The organism is Thiopseudomonas denitrificans, assembly GCF_002866065.1.
GTDB classification, from domain to species: Bacteria; Pseudomonadota; Gammaproteobacteria; order Pseudomonadales; family Pseudomonadaceae; genus Thiopseudomonas; species Thiopseudomonas denitrificans.
Genome location: NZ_LNJZ01000009.1, coordinates 348,817 through 370,375, shown reverse-complemented (window position 1 = coordinate 370,375; position 21,559 = coordinate 348,817). Strand labels below are relative to the sequence as shown.

Below are 21,559 nucleotides of genomic sequence, written 5' to 3'. Positions count from 1 at the left end.
AACACGCAGCCCTTTTTCTTTTTGCAAGTGACTGAAAGCAGGCGGAGCAGAACATGCGTATTGTTGCAGACGAGAATATCCCGGTCGCTGATGTGTTTGCCCGGCACGGAGAGCTGAAAAGGTTACCCGGACGTGCCCTGGCTACAGCTGACGTACGGGATGCCGATGCGTTGATTGTGCGTTCGGTGACCCGGGTTGATGCCGCATTATTGCAGGGCAGCAATGTCAGGTTTGTCGGTACCTGTACCATCGGCACCGACCACCTTGATACCGCCTGGCTGGCGGATAACGGTATTGCCTGGAGTAATGCGCCGGGCTGCAATGCGCGTTCGGTGGTCGAGTATGTGCTGGCGGCCCTGCGGCTGCTGTCCATGCGCCGGCAGGCGGCGCTGGCACAGCGCTGTTTCGGGATTGTTGGAGCGGGAGAGGTTGGCCAGCGGCTGGCCAATGTTTTCAGCGGATTGGGCTGGTCGGTGCTGCTTTGCGACCCGCCACGTCAGCACGGGAGCAAGGCACCCGGGGTGTCTGGTTGCTACGGCCAGCAGTTTGTCAGTCTGGACGAGCTGCTGCAGCACTGTGATGTGATTTGCCTGCATACGCCACTGACGCTGGACGGAGACTGGCCAACCCGTCACCTGCTGGGCGAATCGCAGCTGGCGCGGCTCAGGCCCGGCAGCTGGCTGATCAACGCCGGGCGCGGGCCGGTGATCGACAATACGGCGTTGTTGGGCACATTGCGACAACGTGATGACCTGGCGGTGGTGCTGGATGTCTGGGAGCACGAGCCGGTAGTCGACCCGCAGCTGGCAGCACTGTGCGAGCTGGCAACGCCGCATATCGCCGGTTACAGCCTGGACGGCAAGATTCGGGGTACCGAAATGATCTACCGGGCGTTTTGCCGGCATTTTGGCCTGGAAGAGGGGGCTTCGATTGTGTATCCGGCAGCGGAAATCAGTTCCCTTGCGGCAGGTGGCTCACTGACGGCGGCACAGTTGCTGCAGCGGCTGCCGGCGCTGTTCTATGATCCGCTGACAGATGATGCCGCGCTGCGTGCGACACTGCTGCTGGATGATGCCGGACAGCGGGCTGCGGCGTTTGACCGTTTGCGCAAGCAATATCCGGTACGGCGCGAGATGCAGGCAACCTGCCTGTGCCTGCCGACCGGCAGTTCGGCACTGCAGCAGGCAGCTGATGCGCTGGGCATGCCCTGGCAAGTAGTGTAAATCAGGATCCGCCGGTGCCTCAGGGGCACTGGCGGCGGTAGCAGGTACGTGGCCTGTCAGGGGTGACGGGCAACCTGGTTCAGGTTGGTCCAGTCGAGCAGGATGTATGCGGTTTCCTTCAGGTAGGCATCGTCCATCGGGTCCTTGTTGTCGCTGTCGTGCGGGTTGATGCTGTCTTCTTCATCCTCGTCCTTCAGGGCTTTGAGCAGTTCCTCCCCCTTGACTTCGCGACGCTGGTTTTCCAGGTCAAGCTGCAGCTTCTCGATCCGCTCCTGTTCGGCACGGCGGGTGCTTTCCTTCAGGCTGACCACGGTTTCCTGCATCAGTTGGCGAGCCAGCTCCAGACGCTTGCGGGTGTAGACAAAGTCCGGGTCCTGTCCGGTACGGTCATCGTGGCGAGCCTGCAGAATATCCATGTAAGGTTTGAACGGATCATTGCGTGGTGCAATGGCCGGCTTTATGCTGTCCCAGGGCATGGCTTCGGGCAGGGCGCTTTCGCCAATCTGCTCGACGTCAACCAGAGCCGGATAGTGGATGTCCGGAATCACCCCCTGATGCTGGGTGCTCTGGCCGGAAACACGATAGAACTTGGCCAGCGTCAGCTTGAGTTCGCCATGGTTGAGGGGCTGGATGCTTTGCACGGTACCCTTGCCGAAGGTCTGGCCGCCGACGATCAGTGCGCGGTGGTAGTCCTGCATGGCGCCGGCAAAAATCTCCGAAGCCGAAGCCGACAGGCGGTTGACCAGTACCGCGACCGGGCCGCGATAGAAGGGACCACTGGCTTCCTCGTCGGCCAGTACGTCGACACGGCCATTGCTGTTGCGTACCAGCACGGTGGGGCCACGTTCGATGAACAGGCTGGTCAGCTCGGTGGCTTCCTGCAGGGAGCCGCCGCCATTGTTGCGCAGGTCGATGACAATGCCTTCGACCTGTTCCTTTTGCAGTTCGCTGATCAGCCGCTTGACGTCGCGGGTGGTGCTTTTGTAATCCGGTGTGCCGGCACGGTAGGCTTTGAAGTCGATGTAGAAGGTCGGAATCTCGATCACGCCGATTTTTGCCTTGTGACCGTCCTGCTCCAGTTCAAGGATGGACTTCTTGGCGGCCTGTTCCTCCAGTTTGACGGCTTCGCGGATGATGCTGACAACCTTGCTGCTCTGGTCGTTGGGCGCATTGCTGGCCGGGATGATTTCCAGCCTGACCTGGGTGCCCTTGGGACCGCGAATCAGCTTGACCACTTCGTCCAGCCGCCAGCCAATGACATCGACCAGTGCCTTGTCGCCCTGGCCAACGGCGATGATACGGTCGGCCGGAGCCAGCTGTTTGCTCTTGTCGGCAGGGCCGGCCGGAACCAGACGCACGACCTTGACATGCTCGTTGTCGTTCTGCAGCACGGCCCCGATACCTTCCAGTGACAGGCTCATGTTGATGTCGAAGTTTTCCGCGTTTTCCGGGGACAGATAGCTGGTGTGCGGGTCGTAGGTCTGGGCAAAGGCATTGATGTAGGTCTGGAATACATCTTCGCTGCGGATCTGCTGCATGCGCTTGCGCTGGTTGCGATAGCGTTTGGTGAGTAGTTCGGCGATGGCCGCCTCGTCCTTGCCGGCCAGTTTCAGGCGTAGCACTTCGTCTTTCAGGCGTTTGCGCCACAGCTCCTGCAGTTCGTCCATGTCGGCCGGCCAGGGTGCCTTCTCGCGATCGGTTTCCAGCGTCTCGTCGCGGTCGAAATCAAGGCTGGCCACGCCGTTTTTCAGGGTTTCCAGTGACTGCTCAAGGTACTGTGACTGACGTTGCAGGTACAGGCGGTACAGCTCGAAGCCGGGTTCCAGCTCACCTTTGTGCAGGAAGTCATCGTGCCGGTACTCCCAGCTGCTGTAGTGTTCGATATCCTGCCGGGTAAACAGCAGGCGGGCCGGATCCAGGCTTTTCAGGTAGTTGGCATGGGTTTTTTGCGAGCGGGCATTATCCAGTGGCGGTTTGTCGTAATGATGGCGCTTGAGCAACTCGACCACATTGAGGCTGGCAATGACCTGCTCGCGTTCGGGCTGCAAATGTGCCCAGTCGTCAGGCTTGCTGACAGCCTGGGCGCCCAGGGACAGCAGCAGGGCAAACAGGCCTGCTGTCAGAATACTCGGAGAGGGCAGTTTCATAGGCTTCATTCTTTGGTTGGGTGGCTGTTTGGCAATCCGGGTGAAAAACTACGGGTCAAACCGGCTGGTGACAGGAAAGCGGCTAACGGCCATGGCGTTTTCATCCCTGATATGGCCGGTTAGGTAGTATATTGATCCGGGAGTTCACTGGTGTGCTAAATCCTGGCATAAGGCAAGGTGTCCTGCGCACTACTATGGAGGCAGAATGAAAGCTTTACAAGCAGTTGAAAAAAAACCGGCGATCGTCGATGTGGCTGTTCCGTTGCGTGGTGCCGGGCAGGTGCGCATCCGTGTGGCGGCGACCGGCGTCAACCGTGCCGACCTGTTGCAGGTGGCCGGGCTGTACCCGCCACCACCCGGTGTGTCTGACGTGCTGGGCCTTGAATGTGCCGGTGAGATCATCGAGGCGGATGAAGGTGGCCGCTGGCAGGTTGGCGACCTGGTGTGCGCGTTATTGGCCGGTGGCGGCATGGCCGAAGAGGTGTGTGTCGATGCCCGCCATGTGTTGCCATTGCCGCCGGGGCTGACGCTGCTGGAAGCGGCGGCGGTACCCGAGGTATATGCCACGGCCTGGTTGAACGTGTTCATGCTGGGTGAGGCGAAAAAAGGTGACCGGGTACTGATCCATGCGGGTGCCAGCGGCGTGGGTTCGGCGGCCATCCAGCTGTGCAAGGCGCTGGATATCGACTGCTGGGTCAGTGTTGGCTCGCAGGAGCGACTGGATTATTGTGTCGGCCTGGGTGCCAAAGGTGGCGTGATCCGTGGTGATGGCATTGAGGGACTGCAGGAGCTGGGCCCTTTTGACGTGATTCTGGACCCGGTCGGTGCCAGTTATGCCGTGCAGAACCTGAAGATGCTGGCGGTTGACGGTCGCTGGGTCAATATCGGCCTGATGGGCGGTCGCCGGGTCGAACTGGACCTCGCCCAGTTGCTGGGCAAGCGCATCCGTTTGATCGGTTCGACGTTGCGTACCCGTGATGATGATTTCAAGGCCGGGCTGATGGCCTCGCTGCATGATAATGTGTGGCCGCTGTTCGCTGCCGGCAAGCTGGACCCGCAGGCCGGGGAGGTGTTCGGGTTGGCCGATGCGGAACAGGCGTTTGCCCGTCTGGCCAGCAACCAGGTCAATGGCAAGCTGGTGCTGGAGTTGTAACTGGCGAAACCTGTCAGGCCTGTTGACGTTGCCTGCGGCAGCAAGCGCGGGTGTTGTCCTGTCCCGGGATGGCCCCGTATCGGTGTCAGCGCAGGCTGAGTGATTGTTCCAGGTAGCGGTTGCTGGCGCTGAAGGCTTTCAGGCTTTCCGCCGACAGCGGGTGTCCCCAGTCATCGGCAATGACCAGCAATACCGGCTTGTCCTTGTGCCAGATGCTGCCCATGACCAGGTTGTCGCCGCCAAGGGTTGCCAGCAGGCCGGCATCCAGGTGTGCGGTGATCTTGCCGTGGTTTCCGGCGTGGACATGCAGTGTGTCCCGGTTTTGCATAACGTGGCGGAACACCGGGTTAGTGGCATGGCTGGCCAGCGGCTTTTGCAGGGTAAACTGGTAGTTGAGCTGGCATACCGGCATCAGGCTGTCACTGGCTTGCTGTACACGCAGTATCAGTACTCTTGACAGGGCACCGTGCTGCAGCATGTTTGCATAGTGGGTCAGCAGCTGCAGGGTGTTGCGAAACGGGGAAGGCCGCAACAAGAGTTGCCGGGCCTGCTCGCGCCATTGTTCCACGTCCAGTTTGCTACTGTCGTTTGCGGTGCTACCCGGGTTTTCGGCCTGCATGGCGGCGGGAGGCATGACTGGCATGCGGGCGGGGGGGATCCGCCGGGCATTCCATGGCCAGAGTAGTGCACGTGCCGGATGCCAGAGGTTGGTCGTGCCCAGGTACCGTGCATGCTCGACGCTGGTCTGGTGGTTTTTTTGCTGAACGACAGGTAGCGGCTGGCGCAGATAGAGGCTGATCAGGCGCTGCCAGCGCAGGCAATGATTGTCGCCCCAGGAATTGTGACTGGCCAGCGCCAGGCCGCTGGCCAGCACGATGCTGTTGGCTGGCTGGCCCAGCCAGGCATTCAGGTCTTTTTGTTCATCCAGCCGCCGCTGTTGCTCAAGCGGGGCGTGGTGCAGACGGGCGACATGCAGGGCCCGCGCCATCATCTGCCGGTTGCTCCCCAGTGTGGCGTAGCCGTCGATGATCCACTGCGGCAATGACCATTGTACGGCAAGGGCATGACACAGTTTGACCAGGGGGACGCCAAGCAGCTCGCGTTCGACCTTGTAGGCAGGCTCCTGATTGCCCAGCACCCGTTGTTCCCAGATGGGGAGCAATTCCGGGTAGCGTGTCAGCAGTGGCCACAGGGGCGAAAAAAACAGCAGGCTGCCCCAGTGGATTTCCTGCCACAGGCGGGCCATCTTGTTAGCGAACAGGGTGTTGGCCTGGCGGTTGGCATGCTGTCCGATCAGCCAGATCTGGCGCAGGTTGGCCGGAATCGGTACCCTGCTTTCGTCCATCAGTGATGACAACAGGCGGGTACAGTGTGCCATGCCAAGCCGCTTGAGCACGACATCCAGGTTGTGGGCAGGCTCTGACAGGTAGCTGGTTGAGCGATTGGCTTCGCGAAACAGGATCAGGGCAATGCTGGGTGCCTCGGTAATGGCCCGTGATATTTCACTCAATGAGCTGTCCGGATTTGCCATCACGCGCTGTACGCGCTCTTTTTGACCGGTATGAACGGGCAGGGCAGTGCGGTCCAGAAGCTTTAACCATTCATTTAGTGGTTTTGGTTGGAGTATACTGTGACCCATTGAGTGCTATTCCTGTAACGTCGAACCGGAGTGCTGCCCGTATGGGCCGATGTTAGCAAATATCAGGGTGCCATTGGCTTTTATCAGAACTTAGAGTGTACGTGAAAAACAATGATTAAAATTGTCGGCATACTGGTAGTCCTGGGCTGTGTACTGGGTGGTTATATCCTGTCCGGCGGCCATATCATGGCCATTGTGCAACCTTTCGAGGTGCTGATTATCGGCGGAGCGGCATTCGGTGCTTTTTTACAGTCGAACCCGGCTTCGACCACAAAACGGGTGCTGAAAAAATCAATGCAGATGTTCGGCAGCCGTTTCAACAAGGCGCTGTATCTGGACGTGCTGAAAATGCTCTACGAGGTGCTGAACAGGAGCCGCCGCGAAGGCATGATGGCGATCGAGGCCGATATCGAAGATCCGAACGCCAGCGCGATATTCAGCAAGTACCCGGCGGTGCTGAAAGATGAGCAGATGACAGCCTTCGTCTGCGATTATCTGCGCATCTTGTCTTCCGGCAACATGGCGCCGCACGAGTTCGAGGGACTGTTCGAGATGGAGCTGGAGTCGCTCAAATCGGATCTGGAACACCCGGCGCATGCGGTGACCCAGGTTGCCGATGGCCTGCCCGGTTTTGGCATCGTGGCTGCGGTGCTGGGTATCGTCGTTACCATGGCGATGCTCGGCGAGGCCGAGCAAAGTGCCATCGGCCAGCACGTGGGGGCGGCCCTGGTTGGTACTTTTCTCGGTATTCTGGCGGCCTACGGCTTCATGGGGCCGCTGGCCTCCTCGCTCAATCATGATGCGGCAGAAGAGCTCAACCTGTATGAGGCGATCAAGGCGACCCTGGTAGCGTCGGCGTCCGGCATGCCGCCCAGTCTTGCGGTCGAATTTGGCCGCAAGGTGCTGTATCCCGGCCACCGGCCCAGCTTCTCGGAGCTGGAGCAAGCCGTGCGCGGCGGTTAGTGACCTGTCATGAGTACCAATCAGCCGATCATCATCAAGCGCGTCAAGAAAGTTGTGGGCGGCCACCATGGTGGTGCCTGGAAGATCGCCTTTGCCGACTTTGCCGTGGCCATGATGGCGTTTTTCCTGGTGATGTGGTTGCTGTCATCGGCCACGCCGGAGCAGAAAAAAGCCATTTCCGGTTATTTTCAGGACCCTATCGGTTTCAGCTCCTCTGCCAGCCCCTATGTGATCGATCTGGGCGGTACGCCGACCCCGGCACCGGATAACACATTGAACCCGGAGCTGCCGGAAGACAGTTCAATGCCGCAAATGGACCCTGACGAGGACCTTGACGGCCTGATGGAACAGCTGGAGCAGGAGCGTCTGCAAATGCTGCTGCTGGAACTGCAGGCCAAGGTCGACGAGAATGACATGCTGCGTCCCTATCGCGAGCAGATTCACCTGTCCATTACCCAGGAAGGGCTGCGCATCCAGATTGTCGATGACGAGAAACGGCCGATGTTTGCGCTGGGCAGTGCCCGGCTGCAGACCTACTTTGAAGACATCCTGTACATGATGGCCGGTTCGATCCGCAGCGTACCCAACAAGATCAGCATTGGCGGACACACCGATGCCAAACCGTATTCGGGGCAGGCGGATTTTGGCAACTGGGAGTTGTCATCCGGCAGGGCCAATGCGGCCCGCCGTGCCCTGCATGCCGGTGGCCTGGAGGACAACCAGGTTGCGCGGGTGGCCGGTTACGCCTCATCGGTGCTGTTTGACCGCAAAAATCCGTATAGCCCGGTCAACCGCCGCATTGATATCGTGGTGCTGACCAAAAAGGCCCAGCAGGACCTGGAAGAGCAGGCTGAAGAGGCAGATGCCGGTACGGAAGCGCAGCCTTCGACTGCGCCTGCAGGCAGGCCGGCGCGGGAGCGCATGAACCTGTTTGAGGATGGTCTGCTACAGCTTGAACAGGGGCGAGGCTAGGCCGGGGCCTTTATTCAATATTCTTCAGCAGCATGCGGAAGCTTTCCAGCCGGGGTGAGCTGATATGGCCGCTGTCGACAGCAGCGAGCAGGGCGCAGCCGGGTTCGTGCTCGTGGCTGCAATCGCGGAAGCGACAGCGGCCAAGGAAGTCGGCAAACTCGATGAAACCGGCTTCCACATCCGCGGCATCCACATGCGCCAGGCCGAATTCGCGAATGCCGGGCGAGTCGATCAGGCTGCCACCACAGGGAAAATGGAACAGGCGGGCGGTGGTGGTGGTGTGGGTGCCTTTGTGGGTCAGTTCCGAGAGCGCGCCAACCGCCATTTGCGCATCCGGCAGCAGCCGGTTGACCAGTGATGATTTGCCTACGCCGGACTGGCCGACAAAGACACTGGTTTTGTCCCTGAGCAGGTCCTGCAGCGTTTCCAGCCTGTCACCCTGTTCGGCGGACACGTCGAGAATGGCATACCCCAGGGTTTTATAGACGGCCAGTAGTTCGCGGGCCTTGCCGCCGTGTTCGCCATCCAGCAGATCGGCTTTGTTCAGTAGCAGCAGGGGACGGATGCCGGCATGGCTGGCCGCTACCAGGTAGCGGTCGATGAGGTTGGCGTGGGGCTCAGGCAAGGGTGCAAAGACAATCACGATCTGGTCGACGTTGGCCGCGACCGGCTTGAGCTGGCCGCGCATGTCGGGCCTGCACAGCTCTGATCGCCGGGGGCGCTGGGCGATGATCACGCCGGCACCCTGCCGTGCCGGTCGCCAGATGACGCGGTCACCGGTGACCAGTGCCGGCAGGTTGGCGCGAATGTAGCAGCGGTAGTGCTCGCCCTGCAGATCGCCCTCCAGCGCCTCGATTTCCACCTGTACGCCAAAGTGGGCAATCACCAGTCCTTCCTGTTCATGGCCCAGCTCGCCGCCTTGCAGTTCGTCGAGCATGCGTGCTTCGCGCTTTTCAGCACGGGCGATGCGCTCCTGCTGGATTTTGTCAATGCGCCAGCTCTGGCGGCGGGTCAGGATGCGTTTGGCCATGGGACTGGGGTGTTCCTTTGTCGGCGAGAAGAATGGCATGCAGCATAGCACGGGGCTGCCGGCTGGAGGCAGATTTGCAGCCGGCGTAATGGGCGTTTTACGCCAGCCAGCCCAGGGCCCGTATCGCTGCATACAGGGCCAGTAGCAGGAAGCACAGGGCGGCCAGGCTGCGGATCAGCGTCAATGGCAGCCGGGCTGCGGCAAAGTTGCTGACCAGCACCACGGGAACGTTGGCCAGCAGCATGCCCAGCGTGGTACCGGCGACCACGGCCAGATACCAGGGGTACTGGGCTGCCAGCATTACCGTGGCGACCTGGGTCTTGTCGCCCATTTCGGCCACAAAAAATGCAACCAGACTGGCGACAAAAGGCCCGTATTGGCTGAGCAGGCTGCCGCCATCATCCATTTTGTCCGGAATCAGGGTCCAGGCGGCTACCGCCAGAAAACTGGCAGCCAGAAGCCACAGCAGGGTGGTTTCGCTGAAGTAGTTTGCGACATGGTTGCCAACGGCAGCCGCCAGCGCATGATTCAGCACGGTGGCGACCAGGATGCCCCAGATGATCGGGACAGGCTTGAGAAAACGGGCAGCGAGAATGAAAGCCAGTAGCTGGGTCTTGTCACCGATTTCCGCCAGGGTGACGATACCGGTGGAGACGAACAGGGCTTCAAACATGACGGGTTCCAGAGGGCGGATCAGGTTTGCGAGCACCATGACACACGCAACGATCCACCCGGTGGCTGCGCGTATCATGAGTCTCGTCAAACCGGATCACGTGACTACAGGTCACTGTGATCGGATCGCCGGCGCCATGATCGGTTGATCAAGTATGTTGACGCAGGCACCGTGCACGGCACGGCAGACTACTCCCTCAAGACGGACCGCATGGTACGGATTGCCGCAGGCAAAAGCAAGCCGTCCTGAATAGTTGCCAGCCCGTTGGCGGCTTTTGTTACACTTGCCGCCGACGTGGAAACGGGGTTCGAGGTCATGATAGAAGCATCCGGATTGTGCAAGGCCTTTGCCGGCAGGGCGGCCGTACGCGGGCTGTCTTTTTCGGTACGCCCTGGCGAGGTGGCCGGTTTTCTCGGACCCAATGGTGCCGGCAAGTCCACCACCATGAAGATGCTGACCGGTTTTCTCGCCGCGGATGCGGGCACCGCCCGCCTGTGCGGCCTTGATGTGACGCGTCAGCCGGTAGCGGCACGACGGCTGCTCGGCTATCTGCCGGAGGGCGCCCCCTGCTACGGCGAGATGCGCGTGCACGACTTTCTGGACTTCATTGCCCGCATCCGGGGTTATCGCGGTGCAGAACTTGGAAACCGCATCGGGCGGGTACTGGATCTGCTTGAGCTGCACGAGGTGCGGGAGCAGCGGATCGACACCCTGTCCAAAGGCTTCAACCGCCGGGTCGGCCTGGCCCAGGCGGTGCTGCATGATCCGCATGTATTGATTCTGGATGAGCCGACCGATGGCCTGGACCCCAACCAGAAGCACCAGGTGCGTGAATTGATCCGCCGCCTGGCGCCGGGGCGTACCATTATCGTTTCCACCCATATTCTTGAAGAGGTCGGCGCGATTTGCAGCCGGGTATTGCTGATTGCCGGTGGCGAGCTGCGGGCCGATGCCACCCCGCACCAGTTGCAGCAACGGTCGCGCTACTGGCAGGCGGTGACCCTACGCAGCAGTGTGACGCAGCTGGATGAGCAACTTCTGGCGGCAGTGCCGGGCGTGCAGGCAGTGGAAGCTGCAGCAGGCGGGGCGCTCACTCTGGTCCCGGAACCGGGATGCATGTTGTTGCCTGCCGTCAACGCGCTGGTGCAGCAGCAGGGCTGGGCACTGGATGAACTGACGGTCGAGCCTGGCCGGCTGGACGAGGTGTTTCGTCGCCTGACCCGGGGGGAGTCGTCATGAGCCACTTGCCTGTCCTGATCCGCCGCGAGTTCCGCGCCTATTTTGCCACGCCGCTGGCCTATGTCTATTTGCTGGTGTTTCTGGTGCTGGCCAGTGCCCTGACCTTTTACATGGGCGGCTTTTATGAAAACGAGCAGGCAGACCTGCAGGTGTTTTTCGCCTTTCATCCCTGGCTGTACCTGTTCCTGTTGCCGGCACTCGGCATGCGGTTGTGGTCGGAAGAGCGCAAAAGCGGCAGCATTGAGTTGCTGCTGACCTTGCCGGTGCGCATGCGCGAACTGGTGCTGGGCAAGTTCCTTGCCGCCTGGCTGTTTGCCGGCATGGCGCTGCTGCTGACTTTTCCGCTGGTGTTGACGGTGAATTTTCTCGGCTCACCGGATAATGGTGCCATTGTCACCGGTTATCTGGGCAGCTGGCTGCTGGCCGGTGCCTTTCTGGCAGTGAGTGCCTGCCTGTCGGCAAACAGCACCAGCCCGGTGGTGGCCTTTATCATGGCTGTGGTGGTGTGTTTCCTGTTCTTGCTGCCGGGACATGCGCTGGTGCTGGATGCCTTTCGCGGCTGGGCACCGCAGTGGTGGCTGGACCTGTTGGCCTCACTGAGTTTCCTGACCCGCTTTCAGGCCATCAGCCGTGGTGTGCTGGATGCGCGGGATCTGCTGTTTTTTGCCAGTTTCATCATCGCCTGGCTGCTGGCCAACGGCATTCTGCTTGAATTGAAAAAGGCGGACTGAACATGGCCAGACTGATGCGCTCGACCTTGGGACTGGCGATGATTGCCGGTGCATTTCTGCTGTTCAACGCCGTGGCCGGCACGCTGCTGAAGCATGCACAGCTGGACCTGACCGAAGGGCAGCTGTACAGCCTGTCACCCGGCACCCTCCATCTGCTGCAGCAGATGGAGGAGCCGGTTGAGCTGCAGTTGTTCTTTTCCGGCCGGGCCGCCCGCGATCTGCCGCAGGTGCGCCAGTACGCACGGCGCGTGCAGGAGTTGCTGGAAACCTATGTGCAGCATGCCAACGGCAAGCTCAGTCTGCTGGTGATTGACCCGGAACCCTTCTCCGAACAGGAAGACCAGGCCGCTGCGCTGGGCTTGCAGCCGGTCCCGATGCCATTGGGCGATGTGCTCTATCTGGGTCTGTCCGGTCGTAACAGCAGTGGCCGGCAGGCGGCGGTTCCCCTGTTCGCGCTGGATCAGGAGCGCTTTCTCGAGTACGAGCTGAGCCGTTTGCTGCATGACCTGTCACGCAGCAAACGGCCGGTGGTGGGGCTGATGTCGGGGCTGCCGCTGGAGGGCGGGTTTACTGCTGGCGGCATGCAGCAGCCGTGGACGGTGCTGGAACAGGTGCGCCAGCAGTTTTCTCTGGAGTTTCTGGATAGCGCTGTTGACCGGATTCCAGAGCAGATTGACGTGCTCTGGCTGGTGCATCCGCAGCAGTTGTCTCTGCCTGCCCTGTATGCGATCGACCAGTTTGTCCTGCGTGGTGGCCGCTTGCTGGCGTTTGTTGATCCACTCAGCGAGCTGGATGCGCAGACGGATTTGCAGCAGGTGCTGGGAGAGGGGCGCCATTCGGAACTGGACAGCTTGCTGCAGGCGTGGGGGGTACGGATGCTGCCGGGGCGGGTGCTGGGTGATGCGAGCTATGCCATGAGTGTGGCGGCGGGCGAGCAGCAGCGTCCGGTACGTCACCTAGCCTGGCTGACAGTGCCGGAACAGGGGCTCAACCGGAACGATGTGGTCACGGCCCGTCTGGAACGGCTGACACTGGCCACGGCGGGCATCCTGCAGTCGCTGGAGCAGGCCACCACCCGGTTCACACCGCTGGTCGAAAGCTCGACGGCGGCAATGCCTTTTGGTGTATCCCGGTTAACCCGGCTTGCGCATCCCGGCGAGCTGTATGCTGACATGGAACCCACCGGCGAACGCTACACCGTTGCTGCCCGTATCAGCGGGCCGGCACGTAGTGCCTTTCCTGATGGACTGGAAGGGCAGTTGCCGGGGCTGGTGCGGTCTGATGCCATCGAGGTGCTGGTGGTGGCCGACACCGACATGCTGGGTGACGGCCTGTGGGTGCAGCAGCAGGACGTTGCCGGTCAGCTACTGCCGCGCCCCTGGGCGGATAATGGCAACCTGGTGCTCAATGCACTGGAAAACCTGAGCGGTTCGCAAGCGCTGATCAGCGTGCGTGCTCACGGTGATTTCAGCCGGCCCTTTACCCTGGTTGAGCGTATCCGGCGCAGTGCTGAAGAGCGCTTTCGCGATACCGAACAACAGCTGCAATTACGTCTGACCCGTCTGGAGCAACAGATCGCCGATTTGCAGGTGATCCCGGAAGAGGGACTGGACAGCAGCGGGGAAGAGCAGCAATTGCTGCAGCAGTACCGGCAGGAGCAGCTGGCCGTGCGCAAGGAGCTGCGTGAAGTGAGGTATCAGCAATATGCCGATATCGAAGCCCTGGGCCGTACCGTCAAGCTGTTCAACCTGCTGGTCATGCCGCTGCTGCTGGTGGTTGTGCTGGTATTGACCGGCTTGCACCGGCGCGGCAGAAGACGTTAGGAAGGTCGTCCGGTACCTGAGGTGCCGGACGCGGAAGTTGCCGCGCCGGGCGCAATGGTGACGCCGTAGTGACCGGGTTTGTGGTTAACGCCCCGGACGTGGCGGACGCTTCAGCAAGTGCTGCGGTGGTGTTTCACAGTCAATCCTGCGCCCCAGCAGTTCCTCGATGGGAGGCAGGGCGAAAGCATCGTTCTCGCCGGCAAAGCTGATGGAGACACCGCTGCTGCCGGCACGTCCGGTACGGCCGATGCGGTGGATGTAGTCGTCGGGGTCTTCGGGCAGCGTGTAGTTGATGACGTGGCTGATGTCGTCGACGTGAATGCCGCGCCCGGCCACGTCGGTGGCCACCAGCACCTTGATCTTGCCTTCGCGGAACTGCTCCAGCACCCGTACCCGCTTCTGTTGCGGCACTTCGCCGGACATCTGGGCGGCGTTGACGCCGTCGCGCAGCAGGCGCTCCTCGATGCGGCGCACCTCGTCACGGCGGTTGGCAAAGACCATCACCCGGTTCCAGTCGTTTTCGCTGATCAGGTTGTACAGCAGGCTGTATTTGTCTTTTTCGGCCACGGCGTATACGTGTTGCTCGACGGTATCACTGGCCACCTGTTCGGGTTCGATTTCCACCACAGCCGGCTCGACCGTCCATTGGCGTGACAGGTCCATCACCGCATCGGTGAAGGTGGCCGAGAACAGCAGCGTTTGACGCTGGTCCTTGCGTGGCGTCTGGCGGATGATCTGGCGCACCTGGGGAATGAAGCCCATGTCCAGCATGCGGTCGGCCTCGTCCAGCACCAGCACTTCGACCAGGTCCAGATGCACCTCGCCGCGCTGGTTGAAGTCGAGCAGGCGGCCGGGGGTGGCCACCAGAATGTCGCAGTAACGGGCTTCCAGCTGGCGTAGCTGCTTGTCAAAGTCCATGCCACCGACAAAACTCATCACGTTGAGCTTGCAGAAACGGGTCAGCTCCTCGGCATCCTTGGCGATCTGCATGACCAGCTCGCGGGTCGGCGCGATGATCAGGGCGCGGGGCTCGCCCATGTAGCGTTCTTCCGGTGGCGGGTTTTCCAGTAGCTGGCTGATGGTGGACACCAGGAATGCGGCGGTCTTGCCGGTACCGGTCTGGGCACGGCCAATGGCATCGCGGCCCTTGAGGGTATGGCCAAGCACCTGGGCCTGGATTGGCGTGCAGTAGGGAAAACCCAGTGCCTGGATGGCACGCATCAGTTCGGGCCTGAGCTGGAAGTCGTGAAAACGGGTCTTGCCTTCCATCGGCTCGACGACGAAATCGTCGATGCTCCAGTTGTCGGCGGCCTGCTCCCGGGATTTGCGGGCCTGGCGGCCTTTGCGGTTACGCTCTTTTTTGGCCGTTGTGTCGGTAGCCGGCTGCGCGGGACTGGCCGGAGCTGTGGCAGCGGGCCGGGGTTGTTCGGCTGCTTCTGGCAGGGCTTCTTTGTGTGGCAGGATTTTCTTGAGTGCCTTGAGCACGGCGTTCACTTACAGGTTGTTGAAATTGCCGCTAGTGTAAGCGATTTGGCGATTTTAGGCGAAGGAATATATAAGCCGGCAGCCCGTGCTTACAGGCTGCGTTCGACCGCAAAGCGGGCCAGGTCGGCCATGGCGCTTTTGTAGGCGGAATCGGGCAGGGTGTCGAGACAGTCAATCGCCTCGTCGGCAAACTGGCGGGCCTTGCTGGCGGTATAGTCCAGCGCGCCACTGTCGCGAACCGCCTGGCTGATGGCGTCGAGGTTTTCGATACCGCCTTTCTGGATGGCGGTGCGCACCAGTTGTGCCTGCTCAGGTGTGCCCTGGCGCATGGCGACAATCAGTGGCAGGGTCGGTTTGCCCTCGGCCAGGTCGTCACCAACGTTCTTGCCCAGGGTTTCGGCGTCGCCCTGGTAGTCGAGCAGGTCATCCATCAGCTGGAAGGCGATACCCAGTTTGTCACCGTACTGGCGCAGGGCTTCGGTCTGCTCGGCCGGTGCGTTGACCAGCAGGGCTGCGCACTGGGTCGATGCCTCGAACAGCATGGCGGTCTTGGCGCGGATCACTTCCATGTAGGTTTCTTCGCTGGTGCTGGCGTCGCGCACCTTGGTCAGCTGCAATACTTCGCCCTCGGCAATCACGCGGGTGGCGTTGGACAGCACCTGCAATACAGGAATGGACTCCAGTTGCACCATCAGCTCGAACGAGCGGGCATACAGGAAATCGCCGACCAGCACACTGGCCGAGTTGCCCCACTTGGCATTGGCGGTGGCACGGCCACGACGCAGGTCGGACTTGTCGACCACATCGTCATGCAGCAGGGTGGAGGTATGCAGGAACTCGATGGAGGCAGCCAGCTTGCAGGTGCGCTCGTCGCACTGGCCCAACGCATTGCCGGCCAGCAGGGTCAGCAGCGGGCGCAGGCGTTTGCCACCGGCAGAGATGATGTAGTCGCCGATTTTTTCCACCAGTGGAACGCGTGAAGACAGCTGTTCGCGGATCAGCCGGTCAACGGTGGCAAAGTCGTCAGTGACGACCTGGTAGAAACTCTGTGGTTGCATGGCAGGCAAGGCTCCAAATAGACTGTGCAGCATGCTAGGTTCAGCATTCGGTGATGTCAAGAAAAGAGCAGTGGGGCAGGGCTTGAAACCTGTGTCCACCTTGCGTACAATTCGCGCTCCAAAGTTATGGATGTGCGGATTCGCCGCCCATCCGGTTTCAGGCAGCCTGCCTTACGCAATTGTCAGTGGCCCATCCAGCGGCTGACAGCCATGCCGGACACTACCTATTCTTAAAAAGGTCCGGGTGAGCAGGAATTACGGAGATATACGATGTACGCAGTTATTGTAACTGGTGGCAAGCAGTACAAGGTCGCCGAAGGCGAATTCTTGAAAATCGAGAAGCTGGAAGAAGCTACCGGCAACAGCATCACTTTCGACCGCGTTCTGCTGGTCGGTAATGGCGAAGATGTAAAAATCGGTGCGCCGGTCGTTGAAGGTGCCAAGGTTACCGCCGAGGTGGTTTCCCAGGGTCGTCACGACAAGATCCGCATCATCAAGTTCCGCCGCCGCAAGCACAGCATGAAGCGTCAGGGCCACCGTCAGTGGTTTACTGAAGTCAAAATCACTGGTATTCAAGCCTAAGCGCTTGGGTTAATCACAGGAGAACTGAACTCATGGCAACGAAAAAAGCTGGCGGTAGTACCCGCAACGGTCGCGACTCGGAATCGAAACGCCTTGGCGTCAAGATGTACGGCGGCCAGGTTGTCCAGGCAGGCAACATCATCGTGCGTCAGCGCGGCACCCAGTTCCACGCTGGTTACGGCGTAGGCATGGGCAAGGATCACACCCTGTTTGCAAAGCAGGAAGGCGTGGTCAAGTTTGAAGTCAAGGGCGCGTTCGGCCGTCGCTACGTAAGCGTAGTCAACGCCTGAATCCCCTGATTCGCAAAAGCCCTGTCAGATTGACGGGGCTTTTTTGTTTTGGTTTTTTGTTTTTATAAGATATTGCAAGGCTGTTCCCTTTAGCTTGATGGAAGCAGCGCCGGGGCATGGGCTACGCAAACACGCCGCAAGTACGTCCCTGCAGGCTCTGCAACGCCATCCATGGCGTTGAAGGTTTGCTCCACTCATGCCCCGGCGCTGCCGCAAACTCCGAGCTGTCTGCAGGCTATATGTAGGTGCGAATTTATTCGCACACAGGGTATGCAGGTGTGTACGAATAAATTCGTACCTACAAAAGCAAAGGCCATGCGGCAGGGCCATATACCTATATAATACCGGCACCCAAGTGCAGGACTGAGTTATGAAATTTGTTGATGAAGTAGCGATTTACGTCAAGGCCGGCGATGGCGGCAACGGCTGCATGAGCTTCCGCCGTGAAAAATTCATTGAGTTCGGCGGCCCCAACGGCGGGGACGGCGGTGATGGTGGTTCGGTGTTCATGGAAGCCGACCATAACCTCAATACCCTGCTGGACTACCGCTATACGCGCAAGTTTCTGGCGAAAAGGGGCGAGAACGGGCGTGGTAGCGACTGTACTGGTGCCCGCGGTGAAGACCTGATACTGAAGGTGCCGGTCGGCACCACGGTGATTGATGCCGATACCCAGGAAATCATCGGTGACCTGACCAAAGACGGTCAGCGCCTGTTGGTGGCCCAGGGCGGCTGGCACGGACTGGGCAACACCCGTTTCAAGTCCAGCACCAACCGTGCGCCACGCCAGACCAGTGACGGTACGCCGGGCGAGGCACGCAACCTCAAGCTGGAGCTCAAGGTGCTCGCCGATGTCGGCCTGCTGGGCCTGCCCAATGCCGGCAAGAGCACCTTTATCCGTTCGGTATCGGCGGCCAAGCCCAAGGTGGCGGATTATCCGTTCACCACGCTGGCACCCAACCTGGGTGTGGTCGGCGTTGGCAGCTTCAAGACTTTTGTGATTGCCGATATTCCCGGCCTGATCGAGGGCGCCGCCGAAGGCGCCGGCCTTGGCACACGTTTTCTCAAACACCTGACCCGTACCCGTTTGCTGTTGCATATTGTCGATCTGGCTCCGCTTGACCAGAGCGATCCGGCCGATGCGGCAGAAACCATCGTCAACGAGATCAGCACGTTCAGTCCGTCGCTGGCCGAGCGTGATCGCTGGCTGGTACTCAACAAGATTGACCAGCTGCTGGATGACGAGCGCGAAGAGCGCAAGCAGGCGGTGATCGAACGGCTGGACTGGAAAGGCCCGGTATTCATGGTTTCGGCGCTGGACAAGGAGGGCACCAAGGAGCTGAGCCAGGCGATCATGCGCTATCTGGACGAGCGTGACCTGCGTATCGGCGAAGACCAGGAGTATGCCGAGTATCTGGCCGACCTTGACCAGCGTATCGAAGACGAGGGTCGTGCCCATTTGCAGGAACTGGATGACCGTCGTGCGTTGAAACGCGCCGGCATCAAGACGCAGGATGAGCAGGACGATGACGACTGGGACGAAGATGGCGACGACGATCAGGCCGAGGTGTTCTATGTCCGCTAACGTAGGTTCGAATTTATTCGAACAAAGAACGTCCTTTCGGGTTGTGCGAATGAATTCGCATCTACAGGATGAATACATTCGTGAATGGTCGTCATCGCCCGGCAACGGCAGGTTGATGACGATTGTAGGTTCGAATTTATTCGAACAAAAACGTCCACCAAAATTGTGCTGATCCATTTGGAAATGCCGGGTAGTAACGTATCGTGTGCGAATGAATTCGCACCTACAGGATGCTTTGAATGCGTGAACAGGTAACTCAGGCCCGTCGCTGGGTCATCAAGATTGGTAGCGCCCTGCTGACTGCTGACGGGCGCGGGCTTGACCGTAACGCCATGGCCATCTGGGTGCGCCAGATGGTGGCCCTGCGCGAGGCCGGCATTGACCTGGTGCTGGTGTCCTCCGGTGCGGTGGCTGCCGGCATGAGCCGGCTGGGCTGGACACAACGGCCGGAACGGGTCAGCGAGTTGCAGGCCGCAGCGGCGGTCGGGCAGATGAGCCTGATCAAGGCGTGGGAAAGCAGCTTTGCCGATCACAACGAGCGCACCGCACAGATCCTGCTGACTCATGATGACCTGTCTGACCGCAAGCGTTACCTGAACGCCCGCAGTACCCTGACCACCTTGCTGGAGCTGGGCGTGATCCCGGTGATCAACGAAAATGACACCGTGGCCACTGACGAGATCCGTTTTGGTGACAACGATACCCTGGCCGCACTGGTGGCCAATCTGGTCGAGGCTGACCTGCTGGTGATTCTCACCGATCAGGATGCCATGTACGACTCCGATCCCCGTACCAACCCTGCCGCGCAGGTGATTGTGCAGGCCCGTGCCGATGACCCGGCACTGGATGCGGCGGCCGGCGGCAGTGCCGGGGCGCTGGGCCGAGGCGGCATGCAGACCAAGCTGCGCGCGGCACGGCTGGCGGCACGTTCAGGTGCCCATAGCATGATTGTCGGCGGCAGTATCGAGCGGGTGATCGAGCGCCTGAAAGAGGGAGAACCACTGGGTACCCTGCTGACTTCCGACCAGTGTCGCGATGCCGCGCGCAAGCAGTGGCTGGCCGGCCACCTGCAAACCCGTGGCACCCTGACCCTGGATGCCGGTGCGGTGAAGGCATTGCGTGACGGTCACAAGAGCCTGCTGCCGGTCGGAGTGCTGGCGGTCAGCGGCCAGTTCCGCCGTGGCGAAATGCTGGTGTGTGTCGACGAGCGCGGGTTGGAAGTGGCCCGTGGCCTGACCAACTATAACGCCATGGAAACCGCCAGAATCATGCGTCGCCCGTCGGACCAGATTGCTGAAATTCTGGGCTATGTCGGTGACGCGGAACTGATTCACCGGGATAATCTGGTGATGAGCTGAGAGCCGGCCTGCAGCCGGGCCGCCTCCTTGCTGTCTGTCAGCCGGTGACGTGAGAACGCTGAAACACGGTGCATCGCGATTGTGTTGCGTGGTCGGGGAGCCCGTAGGCGGGCACTGGCTGGCCAGAATCCTGGCGCATGACCATGCATCATGCCGGGGGGGAAAGATGAACAAGCTGCTGGTTCATTTCATGTTGTTCTGCTGTCTTGCCGAAACAGGGCAGGCGCAGGACTTCAATGCCCGTGCTGCCAATGCCAGGGGCCAGCAACCGGCGTTTGCCGGGCAAACCCGTGCGCCGCTGCTGCAGGATCATCATCAATTGCAGGTCCAAGTCATTGCTGGCGGGCTGGAACATCCCTGGGGCATGGCACTGCTGCCGGACGGTTCATGGCTGGTGACGGAGCGCCCCGGACGGATGCGGCGGGTTTTTGCAACGGGCCAGGTCTCGGCTCCGGTTGCCGGCGTCCCCGTCGTCGACGCCCACGGGCAGGGCGGGCTGCTGGATGTGGTGATTGCGGATGACTTTGAGCAAACCCGTCGCGTCTGGTGGAGCTATGCCGAACCTCGCGCCAAAGAGGGCAGTGCCACTGCCGTGGCAACGGCCGTGTTGTCCGCTGACTACCGCCAGCTGACGGATGTCCGGGTGATCTTCCGGCAAAATCCAGCGTGGCGCTCCAGTGCGCACTTCGGGTCCCGGCTGGTGTTTGACAGGGAAGGCATGCTGTTCGTTACCACCGGTGACCGCAACCAGGCGCGTGCCCTGGTGCAGGATGTCGGCACCCATATTGGCAAGGTGCTGCGGATCAACCCGGAGGGCGGGGCGGCTGCAGGCAATCCGCTGATTGCAGGCGGCCAGCCGGAAGTCTGGTCGTACGGACATCGCAATATCCAGTCCGCCGCATTGGCTGCCGATGGCCGTCTCTGGACCGTCGAGCATGGTGCACGTGGCGGTGATGAGCTGAACCGGCCACTTCCCGGGCGCAATTACGGCTGGCCGCTCATCACCTATGGTGTGGAGTACTCGGGGCGTGCCATTGGTGACGGCCTGACCGCCGGTGAGGGCATGGAGCAGCCGGTGTACTATTGGGACCCGGTCATTGCTCCCAGCGGCATGGTTTTCTACCAGGGTGAACTATTTGCCGGCTGGCAGGGTGACGCGCTGATTGGCGGTCTTGCCAGCCAGTCACTGATTCGCCTGAGGCTCAAGGATGGCCGGGTGACCGGAGAAGCCCGCTATCTGCAGGGCGAGCACGGGCGCATCCGCGATGTGGCGATCGCCCCGGACGGCGCCATCATGCTGCTGACAGATGCCGCGCGGGGAGCGCTGCTGCGGGTTACGCCCAACGAGTGAAAGCAAGACACCGCTGGTCTGGTGTCATATTTGTTTTCTTGCATTTGGCGCATTTTTTCGATAAAAAGCGGTTTTATTTTTACAGGAATCCCTGTCTTGGACACTGAGTCGTGTCGGCAACAGCCCGACAAACCTCCCGCTGCATGCTCCCTTCTCGTTTTTCATTCCCTTCTTCATTGGTATCTGGCGCATAGTCTGCATGCACTTGCATGGCCGGCCGGATTGTTGTGCCGTGTGCTGCCTGCAACAGATGGCAG

At 60.7% G+C, this 21,559-nt stretch carries 18 protein-coding genes and 1 riboswitch; of the genes, 12 read left to right on the top strand and 6 right to left on the bottom strand.

The genetic code is table 11. The features are described 5' to 3' along the window. Positions 1 to 53: 53 nt before the first annotated feature. Entirely contained in the window at positions 54 to 1,223 is a 1,170-nt protein-coding gene (pdxB, locus tag AR306_RS10900; protein WP_101497592.1) for a 4-phosphoerythronate dehydrogenase PdxB, read from the top strand. A 56-nt stretch (positions 1,224 to 1,279) separates the two neighbouring features. Here pdxB and AR306_RS10895 read toward each other — a convergent pair whose 3' ends face one another. Continuing rightward, the gene (locus AR306_RS10895; RefSeq protein WP_101497591.1) at positions 1,280 to 3,370 is read right to left on the bottom strand and encodes a carboxy terminal-processing peptidase; all 2,091 of its coding nucleotides are present in this window, start codon (positions 3,368 to 3,370) and stop codon (positions 1,280 to 1,282) included. Positions 3,371 to 3,575: 205 nt separating this feature from the next. Between AR306_RS10895 and AR306_RS10890 the strand changes: the two genes are divergently transcribed. Continuing rightward, positions 3,576 to 4,523 carry an NAD(P)H-quinone oxidoreductase gene (locus AR306_RS10890; protein WP_101497590.1) on the top strand — a complete coding sequence of 316 codons (948 nt, stop codon included), beginning with the start codon at positions 3,576 to 3,578 and terminating at the stop codon, positions 4,521 to 4,523. 85 nt (positions 4,524 to 4,608) lie between these two features. On the opposite strand, the gene AR306_RS10885 is transcribed toward AR306_RS10890, so the two are convergent. Next, positions 4,609 to 6,162, bottom strand: a complete 1,554-nt coding sequence (locus AR306_RS10885) for an HDOD domain-containing protein (protein WP_101497589.1) — start codon at positions 6,160 to 6,162, stop codon at positions 4,609 to 4,611. Between the two features lie 111 nt (positions 6,163 to 6,273). Here AR306_RS10885 and motA point away from each other — a divergent pair, with 111 nt between their 5' ends. Then, positions 6,274 to 7,125: a flagellar motor stator protein MotA gene (motA, locus tag AR306_RS10880; RefSeq protein WP_101497588.1), complete on the top strand. Its 852-nt coding sequence runs from the start codon at positions 6,274 to 6,276 to the stop codon at positions 7,123 to 7,125. A 9-nt stretch (positions 7,126 to 7,134) separates the two neighbouring features. Continuing rightward, a complete protein-coding gene (gene motB, locus AR306_RS10875) occupies positions 7,135 to 8,097 on the top strand; it encodes a flagellar motor protein MotB (RefSeq protein WP_101497587.1) in 963 nt (320 codons plus the stop codon). A 10-nt stretch (positions 8,098 to 8,107) separates the two neighbouring features. Here motB and rsgA read toward each other — a convergent pair whose 3' ends face one another. After that, complete coding sequence (rsgA, locus tag AR306_RS10870) at positions 8,108 to 9,127, bottom strand: small ribosomal subunit biogenesis GTPase RsgA (RefSeq protein WP_101497586.1); 1,020 nt, start codon at positions 9,125 to 9,127, stop codon at positions 8,108 to 8,110. A 97-nt stretch (positions 9,128 to 9,224) separates the two neighbouring features. Further along, positions 9,225 to 9,800, bottom strand: coding sequence for a TMEM165/GDT1 family protein (locus AR306_RS10865; protein ID WP_101497585.1), 576 nt, complete (start codon positions 9,798 to 9,800; stop codon positions 9,225 to 9,227). Between the two features lie 17 nt (positions 9,801 to 9,817). After that, a riboswitch (yybP-ykoY riboswitch) is annotated at positions 9,818 to 9,996 on the bottom strand. Positions 9,997 to 10,115: 119 nt separating this feature from the next. On the opposite strand from AR306_RS10865, the gene AR306_RS10860 reads away from it, so the two are divergent. The 3 genes from AR306_RS10860 to AR306_RS10850 are packed head-to-tail and all read left to right on the top strand — an operon-like array spanning position 10,116 to position 13,593. Next, positions 10,116 to 11,039 (top strand): ABC transporter ATP-binding protein, encoded by a 924-nt coding sequence (locus tag AR306_RS10860; RefSeq protein ID WP_101498006.1) that lies wholly within the window; start codon positions 10,116 to 10,118, stop codon positions 11,037 to 11,039. Further along, positions 11,036 to 11,770: an ABC transporter permease gene (locus AR306_RS10855; RefSeq protein ID WP_101497584.1), complete on the top strand. Its 735-nt coding sequence runs from the start codon at positions 11,036 to 11,038 to the stop codon at positions 11,768 to 11,770. The genes AR306_RS10860 and AR306_RS10855 overlap by 4 nt, the downstream gene beginning before the upstream one ends. 2 nt (positions 11,771 to 11,772) lie before the next feature. Continuing rightward, positions 11,773 to 13,593: a GldG family protein gene (locus AR306_RS10850; RefSeq protein ID WP_101497583.1), complete on the top strand. Its 1,821-nt coding sequence runs from the start codon at positions 11,773 to 11,775 to the stop codon at positions 13,591 to 13,593. A gap of 84 nt (positions 13,594 to 13,677) precedes the next feature. On the opposite strand, the gene rhlB is transcribed toward AR306_RS10850, so the two are convergent. Beyond that, the gene (rhlB, locus tag AR306_RS10845; protein ID WP_206168005.1) at positions 13,678 to 15,078 is read right to left on the bottom strand and encodes an ATP-dependent RNA helicase RhlB; all 1,401 of its coding nucleotides are present in this window, start codon (positions 15,076 to 15,078) and stop codon (positions 13,678 to 13,680) included. Positions 15,079 to 15,167: 89 nt separating this feature from the next. Then, positions 15,168 to 16,136, bottom strand: a complete 969-nt coding sequence (locus AR306_RS10840; RefSeq protein ID WP_101498004.1) for a polyprenyl synthetase family protein — start codon at positions 16,134 to 16,136, stop codon at positions 15,168 to 15,170. 270 nt (positions 16,137 to 16,406) lie between these two features. Between AR306_RS10840 and rplU the strand changes: the two genes are divergently transcribed. From rplU to AR306_RS10815, 5 genes are all read left to right on the top strand, one after another. Further along, on the top strand, positions 16,407 to 16,718 hold the full coding sequence (gene rplU, locus AR306_RS10835; protein ID WP_101497582.1) for a 50S ribosomal protein L21: 312 nt from the start codon (positions 16,407 to 16,409) through the stop codon (positions 16,716 to 16,718). A gap of 32 nt (positions 16,719 to 16,750) precedes the next feature. Beyond that, entirely contained in the window at positions 16,751 to 17,008 is a 258-nt protein-coding gene (gene rpmA, locus AR306_RS10830; protein ID WP_101497581.1) for a 50S ribosomal protein L27, read from the top strand. A 370-nt stretch (positions 17,009 to 17,378) separates the two neighbouring features. After that, entirely contained in the window at positions 17,379 to 18,593 is a 1,215-nt protein-coding gene (gene cgtA, locus AR306_RS10825) for an Obg family GTPase CgtA (RefSeq protein ID WP_101497580.1), read from the top strand. A gap of 239 nt (positions 18,594 to 18,832) precedes the next feature. Next, positions 18,833 to 19,951 (top strand): glutamate 5-kinase, encoded by a 1,119-nt coding sequence (proB, locus tag AR306_RS10820; RefSeq protein ID WP_101497579.1) that lies wholly within the window; start codon positions 18,833 to 18,835, stop codon positions 19,949 to 19,951. A gap of 166 nt (positions 19,952 to 20,117) precedes the next feature. After that, the gene (locus AR306_RS10815) at positions 20,118 to 21,302 is read left to right on the top strand and encodes a PQQ-dependent sugar dehydrogenase (RefSeq protein WP_101497578.1); all 1,185 of its coding nucleotides are present in this window, start codon (positions 20,118 to 20,120) and stop codon (positions 21,300 to 21,302) included. Positions 21,303 to 21,559: the final 257 nt, after the last annotated feature.